Source organism: Nonomuraea sp. NPDC049655 (genome assembly GCF_044465465.1).
Classification (GTDB): Bacteria; Actinomycetota; Actinomycetes; order Streptosporangiales; family Streptosporangiaceae; genus Nonomuraea.
Map to the genome: position 1 here is coordinate 51655 of NZ_JBITLS010000010.1, position 11746 is coordinate 63400.

Annotated in this window: 12 protein-coding genes; all 12 read right to left on the minus strand. The window is 71.8% G+C overall.

Features of this window, described 5'->3' with window-relative positions; translation table 11 throughout:
* Positions 1-22 precede the first annotated feature (22 nt).
* The 12 genes from ACIBQ6_RS29920 to ruvX all read right to left on the minus strand — a co-directional run bounded on the left by ACIBQ6_RS29920 (position 23) and on the right by ruvX (position 11745).
* Positions 23-2578 (minus strand): phenylalanine--tRNA ligase subunit beta, encoded by a 2556-nt coding sequence (locus tag ACIBQ6_RS29920; protein WP_397215960.1) that lies wholly within the window; start codon positions 2576-2578, stop codon positions 23-25.
* Positions 2578-3618, minus strand: a complete 1041-nt coding sequence (gene pheS / locus ACIBQ6_RS29925; protein WP_352364980.1) for a phenylalanine--tRNA ligase subunit alpha — start codon at positions 3616-3618, stop codon at positions 2578-2580. Before pheS ends, ACIBQ6_RS29920 begins: the two co-directional genes overlap by 1 nt.
* Positions 3619-3768: 150 nt before the next feature.
* Complete coding sequence (locus ACIBQ6_RS29930; protein WP_352364892.1) at positions 3769-4860, minus strand: ATP-binding protein; 1092 nt, start codon at positions 4858-4860, stop codon at positions 3769-3771.
* A 50-nt stretch (positions 4861-4910) separates the two neighbouring features.
* Entirely contained in the window at positions 4911-5714 is an 804-nt protein-coding gene (locus ACIBQ6_RS29935; protein ID WP_357986153.1) for an RNA methyltransferase, read from the minus strand.
* A gap of 76 nt (positions 5715-5790) precedes the next feature.
* The gene (rplT, locus tag ACIBQ6_RS29940) at positions 5791-6177 is read right to left on the minus strand and encodes a 50S ribosomal protein L20 (protein WP_358285792.1); all 387 of its coding nucleotides are present in this window, start codon (positions 6175-6177) and stop codon (positions 5791-5793) included.
* A gap of 24 nt (positions 6178-6201) precedes the next feature.
* Positions 6202-6396, minus strand: a complete 195-nt coding sequence (rpmI, locus tag ACIBQ6_RS29945; protein WP_125635662.1) for a 50S ribosomal protein L35 — start codon at positions 6394-6396, stop codon at positions 6202-6204.
* A gap of 124 nt (positions 6397-6520) precedes the next feature.
* Complete coding sequence (gene infC / locus ACIBQ6_RS29950) at positions 6521-7147, minus strand: translation initiation factor IF-3 (RefSeq protein ID WP_397216334.1); 627 nt, start codon at positions 7145-7147, stop codon at positions 6521-6523.
* A 300-nt stretch (positions 7148-7447) separates the two neighbouring features.
* Positions 7448-8329, minus strand: a complete 882-nt coding sequence (locus ACIBQ6_RS29955; RefSeq protein WP_397215962.1) for a shikimate dehydrogenase — start codon at positions 8327-8329, stop codon at positions 7448-7450.
* An 81-nt stretch (positions 8330-8410) separates the two neighbouring features.
* Entirely contained in the window at positions 8411-9568 is a 1158-nt protein-coding gene (gene mltG / locus ACIBQ6_RS29960) for an endolytic transglycosylase MltG (RefSeq protein ID WP_358285788.1), read from the minus strand.
* A gap of 211 nt (positions 9569-9779) precedes the next feature.
* Positions 9780-10853 carry an endolytic transglycosylase MltG gene (mltG, locus tag ACIBQ6_RS29965; protein WP_397215964.1) on the minus strand — a complete coding sequence of 358 codons (1074 nt, stop codon included), beginning with the start codon at positions 10851-10853 and terminating at the stop codon, positions 9780-9782.
* A 290-nt stretch (positions 10854-11143) separates the two neighbouring features.
* Positions 11144-11266, minus strand: a complete 123-nt coding sequence (locus tag ACIBQ6_RS29970; RefSeq protein ID WP_397215966.1) for a hypothetical protein — start codon at positions 11264-11266, stop codon at positions 11144-11146.
* Positions 11263-11745 (minus strand): Holliday junction resolvase RuvX, encoded by a 483-nt coding sequence (gene ruvX, locus ACIBQ6_RS29975; RefSeq protein WP_352327834.1) that lies wholly within the window; start codon positions 11743-11745, stop codon positions 11263-11265. Before ruvX ends, ACIBQ6_RS29970 begins: the two co-directional genes overlap by 4 nt.
* Between the last annotated feature and the right edge of the window lies 1 nt (position 11746).

An 11746-nucleotide genomic window follows, 5' to 3' on the forward strand; every position in this document is an offset into this window, starting at 1 on the left:
GTACCGGCCCCCTCTGATCGGCTCAGGCGCTGCGGAGCTGGGCTCCCACGCGGTCGGCCGCCATCGCCACCGCCGCGTCCCTGGCCGCCGTCGTCTCCTCGACCGTCAACGTGCGGCCCGCCGCCCGGAACCGCATCGTGTAGGCGAGCGACTTGTTCCCCTCGCCCACCTGCTCACCCGCGTAGACGTCGAACAGCCGCACCGACTCCAGCAGCTCGCCGGCCCCGTCGCGCAACGCCGCTTCCACGTCGGCCACCGGCGTGAAGTCGGGCACGATCAGCGCCACGTCCTGCGTCGCCACCGGGTACGGGGACACCGGCGGCGCCTGCACCGGCCCCGGCATGGCCGACTCCAGCCGCGACAGCTCCAGCTCCATGGCCGCGGTGCGCGGCGGCAGCCCGTACGCCTCGATGACCCGCGGGTGCAGCTCACCGGCGTGCCCCACCAGCGTGTCGCCCACGTAGAGGGCGGCGCACCGGCCCGGGTGCCACGGCTCGTGCTGGTCGGCGCTGATGGACAGCTCGACCCGCGACTCGGCGGCGATCAGCCGGGCTGCCTGCACGGCGTCGGCCCACGAAGCCTGCCGGCCGGAGCCCCACCAGCCGGACCGCTCGAACTCCCCGGCCAGCACGACCGCGACCCGCAGCGGCTGGTCGGGCAGCGCCGCCTCGATCGAGGCCAGCTCCTCCTCGGTGGGACGGCGCGAGACGCCGAGCACCGGAGCGGCGGCGGGGGCGTTCTCCCGGGGCCGGTAGACCGCGCCCGTCTCGAACAGCGCCACGTCGCCGAAGCCGCGCCCGACGTTGCGGACCAGCGTCTTGAGCAGGCCGGGCAGCAGCGTCGTGCGCATCAGCGGCTCGTCCTCCGACAGCGGGTTGGCCAGGCGCATGGCCCGGCGTCGCGCGTCGTCGGCGGGCAGCTGCAGCCGGTCGAAGTCGTCGGCCCCGATGAACGGGTAGCTCAGCACCTCGACGTAGCCGCCCTCGGCCAGCGCCCGGCCGACCCGCCGGCGCAGCCGCTGCCCCTCGGTCAGCCCGGCGCCCGCCGGGGCGCTGGGCAGCACCGACGGCAGCCGGTCGTAGCCTTCGAGCCGGATGACCTCTTCGGCCAGGTCGTTGGGGTCGGTGAGGTCGGGCCGCCACGACGGCGGGGTGACCGTGATCATGTCGGGGCCGGTGACGGCCAGCCTGGCGGCCAGCTCGCCGCCGGTCACGACGCCGGTCGGGTCGACGCCGCCCTGGCGCACGGCCGGGTCGTCGCCGTCGGTCACGAGGCAGCCCACCTGCTCCAGGCGGCCGACGACGACCTCCTTGGAGTACGGGACGCCCGCCACGGCCGACGGATGACCGGCCGGGATCGCGATACGCGCCGGCGTGACGTCGACCTCGGCGTGCGTCACGCCGGGCTGCACGGTCGCGCCGCCCAGCTCGGCCAGCATGCGCACCGCCCGCCACGAGGCGACCAGCGGCAGCTCCCGGTCGACGCCGCGCTCGAACCGCTTGGACGCCTCCGAGACCAGCCCGTGCCGGCGCGACTCGCGCGAGATGCCGGTGGCCGAGAAGTGGGCGGCCTCGATGACGATGTCGGTCGAGCCGTCGGAGATCTCGGTCTCCAGGCCGCCCATCGTGCCCGCCATGGAGATCGGGCCCGACTGGTCGGTGATGAGGATGTCGTCGGGGTCGAGCTCGCGCACGACGTGGTCGAGCGTCTCCAGCCGCTCGCCCTCCCGGGCCCGCCGCACGACGATCTCGCCGGTCAGCTTCGACCGGTCGAAGGCGTGCAGCGGCTGGCCCAGCTCCAGCATCAGGTAGTTGGTGATGTCGACGGCCAGCGACACCGGGCGCATGCCGGACCGGCTCAGCCGCACCCGCATCCACAGCGGGCTCTGGGCGGCCGGGTCGAAGCCGCGCACCTCGCGCAGCACGAACCGGTCGCAGGCCGTCGGGTCGCCGATGGAGGCCGGCCAGGACGGCTCGCTCTCGGCGGGCACCTCGACGTCGGCCGGGTCGCGGAAGGCCACGCCGAACGCGGTGGCCACCTCGCGGGCCACGCCGCGGACGGACAGCGCGTAGCCGATGTCGGGCGTGATCTCCAGCTCGATCACGTCGTCGCGCAGGCCGAGCAGCTCGACCACGTCGGTGCCGATGGGCGTGCCGGCGGGCAGCACCATGATGCCGTTGTGGTCGTCGCCGAGGCCCAGCTCGCGCTCGGAGCAGATCATGCCCTCGGACATGCGCCCGTACGTCTTGCGCGCGCCCACCTCGAACCCGCCCGGCAGCACGCCGCCGGGCAGCACGACGGGGACGCGGTCGCCGGCGACGAAGTTCGTGGCGCCGCAGACGATCTCGCGCGGCGTCGCCTCGCCCACCTCGACCTTGCAGTGCCTGATCGGCTTCTTGAAGCCGGTGAGCTCCTCGATCTCCAGCACCTCGCCGACGACGACGTTCTTGACGTCGTGGCCGTAGGAGGTGATGGCCTCCAGCTTGAGCCCGGCCATGGTGAGCCTGTCGGCCACCTCGTGCGCGGTGGCCGCCGGGAGATCGACGTACTCCCGCAGCCAGGAGAGCGGGACCTTCATCAGATCTCCATTCCGAACGGGAGCGTGAAGCGCACGTCCCCCTCGATCATGTCTCGCATGTCTTCGGCGTTGTGGCGGAACATCAGCGTGCGCTCGATCCCCATGCCGAACGCGAACCCGGAGTAGCGCGAGGGGTCGACGCCGCAGGCGATGAGCACCCGCGGGTTGACCATGCCGCAGCCGCCCCACTCGATCCAGCCCTCGGACTTGCAGGTGCGGCACGGCGGGTTGCCGGGGATCGCCGAGGCGCCGCGGCAGACGAAGCACTTCAGGTCCATCTCGGCGGACGGCTCGGTGAAGGGGAAATAGTTCGGCCTGAACCGGGTGGTGATGCCCTCGCCGAACATGACCTCGGCGAACCTGTCGAGCGTGCCCTTGAGGTGGGCCATGGTCAGGCCCTCGTCGACGGCCAGCCCCTCGGTCTGGTGGAAGACCGGGGTGTGGGTGGCGTCGAGCTCGTCGGTGCGGAACGTCTTGCCCGGCGAGATGACGTAGACCGGCAGCTCGCGCTGGAGCAGCGCGCGGATCTGCACCGGCGAGGTCTGGGTGCGCAGCACCATGCCCGACTCGGTGGAGTCCACGAAGAACGTGTCGTGCTCGGAGCGGGCGGGGTGGTCGGTGGCGATGTTGAGCGCGTCGAAGTTGAACCACTCGCCTTCGAGCTCGGGGCCCTCGGCGACCTCGTAGCCCATGGCGACGAACGCGTCGGCGACGCGCTCCTGCAGCGTGGTCAGCGGGTGACGGGCGCCGCGCGGCCGCCGGTCCCACGGCAGGGTGACGTCGACGGTCTCCTCGACGAGCACCCGGGCGTCGCGCTCGGCCTCCAGCTCGGCCTGGCGGGCGGCCAGCGCCTCGTTGATCGCTCTGCGGGCGCCGCCGACGCGCTTGCCGGCCTCGGCGCGGGCGGCCGGCGGCAGGGCGCCGATCTCGCGGTTGGCCAGGGCGATGGGCGAGCGGTCGCCCGCGTGCGCCAGCCTGGCCTGCTTGAGTGCGTCGAGGCTGTCGGCCGCCTTGATCGCCGTGAGGGCGTCGGCCTCCATGCGGGACAGCTCGTCGGCATGCAACGGCGTCACCTCGACGGGGTCGTAGTCAGACAAGAGTGAGCTCCGTATCCAGGGCTTGAGCGGAAATGAGTCTAGTGGGGCCCGCCCACCGGACCGACTTCGACGGGTGTCGAGCCGCTCGGGGCTTCAGACCGTGGCGAAGTCGGGTGTGCCGGTGGGCACGGTAAATCGGAACTCCGCGCCGCCCTCGGGCGCACGCTGCACGGTGATCGTGCCGCCGTGCGCCTCGACCAGGCCCTTCACGATGAACAGGCCGAGCCCGGTGCCGCCGCGCCGGCGGCTGTTGCCGCCCCGCCAGAACTGCCGGAAGACGCGCGGAGCCAGCTCGGGCTCGATGCCCTCGCCCTCGTCGCGCACCGACACGGCCACTCCCCATCCGACGGACTCGATCTCGATCGTCACGGTGCCACGCCCGTGGCGCACCGCGTTCTCCACCAGATTACCCAGAATCTGGTCGATCTTGTCCTGGTCGAGCCACATCTCCGGCAAACGGTCGCCGACGATCAGGCGGTAGCGGTCTTCCGAGTCGCCCGCCGCGACCCGGCCGGCGACCAGCCGGCGCGCCCTGGCCGGCACGTCGACGACCTGGCGGCGCACCTCCAGCCGCCCGGACTCGATGCGCGAGACGTCGAGCAGCTCGGTGATGAGCCGGGTGACGCGGTCGGCGTCGTTGTTGACGGTCTCCAGCATGACGCGCTTCTGCTCGTCGGTGAAGCGCGTCCACTTGGCCAGCAGGGTGGCGGTGAAGCCCTTGACGCTGGTCAGCGGCGAGCGCAGCTCGTGGGCCACGGTGGAGACCAGGTCGGCGCGGCTGCGCTCCAGCCGGGCGCGGGCGCCGCCGTCGCGCAGGGTGATCGTGACGCGCTCGACCTCGCCGCCGCGCTCGGGCTCGCGCACCAGCCGGGCCGCGACGTAGAGCTCCTGGCCGCCCGGCAGGTGCAGCGGCCGCTCGGGCACCCTGGTCCTGGTACGCAGCCCGCCCTCGGGGTCGAGCGCCTTCCACCACTCGCGCCCGTCGTGGTCGCGGAAGGGGAAGACCTCGTTCATCTCCCGGCCCACGGCGCGCTCCATGGCGACCCGGGTGAGCCGGGCGGCGGCCCGGTTGACGGCCAGCACGCACCCATATCGGTCGGTCACGATAAGACCGTCGGGGAGGTCGTCGATGGAGATCGTGCACGCGGCGGCCACGACTCGCCCGTCGGTTTCTGCGCCGTGCACGACCTCGCCTCCTCCGCCTACAACGCCGACAATAGCGGGTTTCCGGCCGCCTAGGGCACTCGCTGAGCCCTGGCGGAGGAGTAAAGGCACACCGCCGCGGCGGTGGCCAGGTTGAGACTTTCAGCCTGTCCGTAGATGGGCACTCTGACCACATCGTCCGCCTCGGCGCGTATCTCCTCCGGCAGTCCCCAGGCCTCGTTCCCGAAGATCCACACAGTCGGTCCGGAAAGATCCACGTCGTCGAGCGTGTGCTTGCCCGCGCCGTCGGCCGCCAGCACGCGCATGCCCCGCTCCCTCAGTTGACGCACGGCGGCGGCGACCGGTGCACCGATGACGACCGGCAGATGAAACAGGCTGCCCGCGCTGGCGCGTACGCACTTGCCGTTGTAGGGGTCGACGGAGGCGTCGGTGAAGATCACCGCGTCCGCCCCGGCGGCGTCGGCCGCCCGCATGACGGTGCCGGCGTTGCCCGGGTCGCGCACGTGCGCCAGCATCGCGACCAGCTTCGGCTCCCCGGCCAGCGCCTCCTCCAGCGGCACGTGCACCAGCCGGCACACCGCCAGCAGCCCCTGCGGGGTCACCGTCTGGGACAGCTCCGACATGACCTCGCCGCTGGCCCGGTGGACGGGCACCCCCTGCAGCGTGGCCTGGGTGATGAGCTCGGCGTGCCGCAGCTCGGCCTCGGCGGTGGTGAACAGCTCCAGCGTCACCCCGTCGAGCTTGAGCGCCTCGCGCACCGCCTGCGGCCCTTCGGCCAGGAACCTGCGGTCCTGCTCCCTGAAGGCGCGCTTGGTGAGCCTGCGTGCGGCCTTCACCCTCGGCGACTTCACGTTGGTCAGCTCGGACCCGGCCATGCTCTCCCCCTGATCGTGCGTGGATACAGCAAAAGGGCCCACCGTGACGGTGGGCCCTCTGTGTCTGAAGGCGACCTCAGCTCGCGGTGGCCGGAGCGTTCACGTTCGCCGGGAGCGCCTTCTTGGCGGCCTCGACGAGCGTGGCGAAGGTCGCGCCGTCGTTGACCGCGAGGTCAGCGAGGATCTTGCGGTCGACCTCGATGTTGGCCAGGCGCAGGCCCTGGATCAGGCGGTTGTAGGTGATGCCGTTGGCGCGGGCAGCGGCGTTGATCCGCTGGATCCACAGACGGCGGAACGCACCCTTACGGTCCTTGCGGTCCCGGTAGGCGTACGTCATCGAGTGGAGCATCTGCTCCTTGGCCTTGCGGTACAGCCGCGACCGCTGGCCACGGTAACCGCTCGCCCTGTCGAGGACGACCTTGCGCTTCTTCTTGGCGTTGAGCGCCCGCTTCACGCGTGCCATGTTTCTTCTCCCCGGGGGTTCGCGCTACTTGGCGAGCAGCTTCTTGATCTTCTTGGTGTCTGCCGGCGAAACGACGACTTCACCCTTGAGACGACGCGTCAGCGTGGACGACTTCCACTCGTTGTAGTGCGCGCGGCTGGCGCGGCGGCGCTTGAGCTTGCCGGTGCCGGTGAGCCGGAACCGCTTCTTCGCACCGCTGTGCGTCTTCATCTTCGGCATGTCGCCGTCTCTCCTCAATTCGGTCGTGCCGGTGGCCGGGCCGGTGCTGGCCGGCCCGGTCGCGGCTTGTTCGTCTGCCGGTGGCTGCCGGGGCGCGTGGTGTAAGGCTAACCCCAGCCGCAGGTCACGCTTCCTGTACGGAAGGTTCCGCTTCCTGTACGGAAGACTCATCTTCCGACGCGGAAGGCTCCTCGCCACGCTGCGCCTTGGCGGCAGCCTTTTCGGCCTTGGCCTCGGCCTTCTTCTTGTGCGGACCGATCACCATGATCATGTTACGGCCGTCCTGCTTGGGCTGGGACTCCACGAACCCGAGCTCCTGGACGTCCTCCGCCAGCCGCTGCAGCAGCCGGAAGCCGAGCTCCGGCCGGGACTGCTCACGTCCGCGGAACATGATCGTGACTTTGACCTTGTCCCCCGCCTTGAGGAACCGCACCACGTGACCCTTCTTGGTCTCGTAGTCGTGCGGGTCGATCTTCGGCCGGAGCTTGATCTCCTTGATGATCGTGTGCGCCTGATTCTTGCGCGCCTCGCGCGCCTTCATCGCGGACTCGTACTTGAACTTGCCGTAGTCCATGAGCTTGCACACGGGCGGTCGAGCCGTGGCCGCGACCTCGACGAGGTCGAGGTCGGCCTCCTGGGCGAGCTTCAGCGCGTCATGAATGCTGACGATGCCGACCTGCTCGCCGTTCGGGCCCACGAGGCGAACCTCGGGAACTCGGATACGCTCGTTGATGCGGGGCTCAGTGCTGATGGGGCCTCCTAGGTTTGCGATCCCTACGTGCTCGTCGTGGCGGGGGCCTTCCGCGCCGAAGACGCGAAAAGCCCCGCACGTCGCGCATGCGGGGCCACTGAGCTCTGTGGCTTCGTGGCCTCGAGCTCCCCGGAGAGTCCGGCGTGATCCTGGACCCGGCCACCTTTCGGCGACTCGGGTGGGAGGGAGACCTCCGCTTGCGCGTCCAGCAAGGCATGCCGGACCGATCAGAGAGCTACATTACCACAACCACGCACGCGCCTCGAATCATCCCGCCGGCGCGGTTAATCGCCGGGAAGATCACTGCGGACGGGCCGCGGCCCGCCGGGCGATCTCGGCCTCGCCCGCCGCGCGCATGGCCTCGACCGGCACGTCCGGGCGGCCGGTCATCAGCTCCACCTGGCGCGCCGCCTGGTGCAGCAGCATCGCGAAGCCGCCGACCACCGTGCCGCCCGCGTCGCGGACGGCCGTGGCCGCCCTGGTGGGCCAGGGGGCGTAGACCACGTCGAACAGCGCCGGCACGCGGGCCAGCCGTCCGGCGAAGGCGTCGGCGGCCCCCGCGGGCAGCGTGGAGACCACCAGGTCCACCCCGGTGTACGCGTCGAGCTTGTCGAACGTCTCCACCGCCAGCGCCACGCCCAGTCGTTCGGCCACCTCGGCGGTCTCCCCCGCCCTGGCCGGGTCGCGGACCAGCAGCGTGGCCGTGAACAGCCCCAGGTTGCGCAGGGCCGCCAGCGCGGAGGCGGCCGTGGCGCCGCCGCCCAGCACGGTCGCCGACCGCGGCGCGGGCACCCCCGCCTCGGCCAGCGCCTGCTCGATGCCGTGGACGTCGGTGTTGTGCCCGTGGCGCAGGCCGTCGGCGAAGACCACGGTGTTGGCCCCGCCCACCTCGACGGCCAGGTCGGAGACGGTGTCGAGGAGCGGCAGCACGGCGCGCTTGAGCGGCATCGTCAGCGACAACCCCGCCCAGACGCGCTCGCCGGCCCCCTGCACTGCGCCCTGCTCACCGTCGCGCTGCCCGCGCACGGGGGTCAGCCCGGCGAGCAGGCCGGGCAGCCGCGCCTCGTCGCACTCGATCGCCTCGTAGCTCCACCCGTCGAGCCCCATCGCCGCGTAGGCGGCCCTGTGCAGGTGGGGCGAGAGCGAATGCCCGATCGGCGAGCCCATGACCGCAGCCCGCATCGACACTCCTTCCGGAAACACGGTCCCTACTCCTACCACGCCGCGGGGCCGCCGGTCGTCGGACGGCTCCCGCGGCGGAGGTCAGCCGCCGTTCCGCTTGTACTCGGCCAGCAGCGCCTGGCGTTCGGCCTCGGTGGTGGCGAACTTGGTGACGCGGCTGTTGGGGTCGGTGGCGACGAAGTAGAGCCAGTCGCCCTTGGCCGGGTTGAGCGCCGCCTCGATGGCGTGCTGGCCCGGGTTCGAGATCGGGCCCGGCGGCAGGCCGAGGTACATGTACGTGTTGTACCGGCTCTTGGTCTTCGTCTCGGCGATGGTGGCGGCGGTGCGGTACTTGTTGAGTGCGTACATGACCGTGCTGTCCATCTCCAGCTTCATCTCCGGGTCGCGGTCGAGCCGGTTGTAGATGACGCGGGCGATCTTGGGCATGTCCTCGAACCGGCCGGCCTCGGCCTGGATGATGCTGGCGATGACCACGATGTCCTGGGGCTTGCGGCCCAGGGCCTTGGCGCCGCCTTCGAGGTCGACCTCGTCGGCCGTCTGGTTGAACCGCTTGACCATCGCGCCCAGGATCTGGGCCGGGGTGGCGTTGGGCGGGAACTCGTAGGTGGCCGGGAAGGCGTAGCCCTCCAGCTTGCCCTTGGCGTACGACGGCAGGTCGAGGTCGGCGGTGTCCTTGGCCGCGGCCGCGAAGCCCTTGGCCGGCTTGCCCGTCGCCTTGGCCAGCGTGGTCAGCGTGTCGGACAGCCGCAGGCCCTCCTTGACGCCCACCTTGGCCAGCAGCTTGTTCTCGGGGCTCAGCATCGCCACCGCGTCGGCCGCCGCCATCTTCTTGCGCATCTTGTACTGGCCGGGCTGCAGCGACCCGCTCTTGCCGGCGTTGCCGATGGCGGTGCTGAACGCCCTGGCGCTGGCCACGACGCCGAGGCGCACCAGCTCCTCGGCGACCTCCGACGCGCTCTGGCCGTCCTTGATCTCGACGATCACCTCGCCGGTGCCCTGGCCGGTGTAGTCGTCGGGCACGAGGGCGTCGCTGACCCACAGGTAGCCGTAGTAGCCGCCGCCGCCGATGATGCCCGCCAGCACGACGAAGGCGAGCAACGGCGCGATGAAGCCGCCGCGGTTACGACGTCTGCGCCGCCGGCGGTTGCCGCCGCGCTTGCCGGAGCCGCGGGCACGGCGCCGGGACCGGCCCTCGTCGTCCTCGGTGCCGAGCAGGGAGTTCAGGTCGAGATCGCTCATAGCTGCGCTGGCCAATCTCCCGGTACGGCCCGTTCGGCGTCAAGCGGTTGTGCCGAACCGGCGGAGCTCACCGGGCGAAACGGGGGGATCCGCCGGGCATGCTCCCACGACCAGCGGAGATCACTCTGGGTAGCCATGCTAGGGGATGGGAAGAGGGCGCATGACCCGGTATGGGGCTTTTGCGCGGGCACAGGGGGGGTCCCGCCGAACATCAGTCCGTCCCGAGGTTCTTGTTCAACTCTTCCCGGTATCTCACGAACTCGCTCTCTTTGTTGGTGAATTTGGTGATTCTATGCGCCGGATCCGTCGTCACAAACCAGTGCCAATCACCCGCAGCCGGGTTCAGGGCCGCCAGCAGCGCCTTCTCCCCCGGATTGGCGATGGGTCCGGGCGGCAGCCCGCGGCGGTGGTAGGTGTTGTAGGGCGAGTTCACCTTGGTGTCGCTCTCGGTGACCTTCAGTGACCGGCGGTTCTGCGCGTACAGAACCGTGGTGTCCAGCTCCAGCGGGGTGTTGCTCTTGAGTCTGTTGTAGATCACTCTGGCGATCTTGGGGTAATCGGCGTCGGTGCCGCCCTCCGCCTGCACCAGGCTGGCGACCGTGAGCGCCTCCAGCGGGGTCAGGCCGAGCCGCCGGGCCCCCTCCGCCAGGTGGATCTGCCGGGCGGCCACACCCCACCGCTCCACCATGGCGGCCAGGACGTCCACCGCCTTGTCGCCGGGCTCGACGTCGTACGTGGCGGGGAACAGGAAACCCTCGATCCCGGGCGCGTACGAGGGCAGCCCGAGCAGGCTCTTGTCCACGCTCTGCAGCTCCTTCAGCGGCAGCGCGGCCAGCTGGGCGACGCGCCGCAGCACCTCGCCCGCGCGCAGCCCCTCCGGCACCGCCACCCTCCTGACGAGCCGGGAGGCGGGCGCGAGCAGCAGGTCGAGCGCCGCGCCCGCGGCCATGCCCTTGCGCAGCCGGTAGTGGCCGGGACGCAGCCGGTTGGCCACGGCCCGCTCCTGGGCCGCGTTCACGAACGAACGCGAGCTCGCCACGACGCCGGCGTCGGCCAGCGCCGTGCCGATCTCCTCGGCGTTCGCCCCGGGCGGGATGCGGACGGTGACCGTCCCGCTGCCGATGCCCTCGAAGTCCTCGGGGCTCAGGTACGGCCTGACCACCGTGAGCACGCCCGCGCCCGCCGCCACCAGGGCGGCGACCAGCGCGGCGGAGACCAGCCCCGCCTTGCCCAGGGCCCGGCCACGGCGCGACGACCGACTGCTCCCGGCAGCCTCCTCAGCCACCGGGCGCGAGCCGCTCCCCGCAGACGCCTCACCTGCCAGGTGAGGCATGCTCCCGGCAGCCTCCTCGCCCACCGGGTGCGGGCCGCTGCCGGCAGTCCCCTCACCCAGCGGATGCGGCATGCTCCTGGCAGAGTCTCCACCCGCCGGCCGCGAGCCGCTCCCGGCAGGGTTCTCGCCCGCGGGCCGCGGGCTGTGTCCAGGGTGCTCCTCGGTCGCCGGGGGCGTCTCCTGCTGGGAGTCCGCCCGCAGGAACGGGATCACCTCGCCGCCGTCGTCGTCGGGGGTGGTGTTCACGCGGCCACCTCGCCGGTCGGACGCCCGCCGGGCGACATCGGGGCCTGCGCACAGACCATGCCCTCGTGACGGGCCTCGTGACGGGCCTCGTGACGGGCCTCGGGGTGCCGCCCGGTCATGAGGCAGGTCCGTCGGCCGCCGCGGGGGGCGGTTCGACGGGCCTGCCTGGTGGTCTGTCGGTGGCGCGTTCGGAGTCGAGGGCGTCCTGGAGCAGCACGACGGCGGCCGCCTGGTCGACGACCCCGCGCTGCTTCTTGGCGCGTACGCCGCTGGCCCGCAGCCCGTGCTGGGCCGCGACCGTGGTGAGCCGCTCGTCGAACAACCGCACGGGCGTGGGCGCCAGCCGTCCGGCCAGCTCGGCGGCGAACGCGCGCGCCAGCCCGGCCGCCTGCCCCTCACGCCCGGACAGCGACGTGGGCAACCCCACGATCACCTCGATCGCCTCGTGCTCGGCGACGATCTCGGCGAGGCGGTCGAGGTCGCCCTTGCCCCGGCGTACGGTCTCGACCGGCGTGGCCAGCGTCCCGCTGGGATCGCTGCGCGCCACGCCGATGCGGACGGAACCGACGTCGACGCCGATCCGCGAACCGAACCTCATG

Bases quoted from the DNA above. Each gene is read 5' to 3' on its own strand.
- ACIBQ6_RS29920 (WP_397215960.1), bottom strand. From the start codon at position 2,578: ATGAAGGTCCCGCTCTCCTGGCTGCGGGAGTACGTCGATCTCCCGGCG.
- pheS (WP_352364980.1), bottom strand. From the start codon at position 3,618: ATGGAGGCCGACGCCCTCACGGCGATCAAGGCGGCCGACAGCCTCGAC.
- ACIBQ6_RS29935 (WP_357986153.1), bottom strand. From the start codon at position 5,714: ATGGCCGGGTCCGAGCTGACCAACGTGAAGTCGCCGAGGGTGAAGGCC.
- rplT (WP_358285792.1), bottom strand. From the start codon at position 6,177: ATGGCACGCGTGAAGCGGGCGCTCAACGCCAAGAAGAAGCGCAAGGTC.
- rpmI (WP_125635662.1), bottom strand. From the start codon at position 6,396: ATGCCGAAGATGAAGACGCACAGCGGTGCGAAGAAGCGGTTCCGGCTC.
- ACIBQ6_RS29955 (WP_397215962.1), bottom strand. From the start codon at position 8,329: ATGCGGGCTGCGGTCATGGGCTCGCCGATCGGGCATTCGCTCTCGCCC.
- mltG (WP_358285788.1), bottom strand. From the start codon at position 9,568: ATGAGCGATCTCGACCTGAACTCCCTGCTCGGCACCGAGGACGACGAG.
- ACIBQ6_RS29970 (WP_397215966.1), bottom strand. From the start codon at position 11,266: ATGACCGGGCGGCACCCCGAGGCCCGTCACGAGGCCCGTCACGAGGCC.
- ruvX (WP_352327834.1), bottom strand. From the start codon at position 11,745: ATGAGGTTCGGTTCGCGGATCGGCGTCGACGTCGGTTCCGTCCGCATC.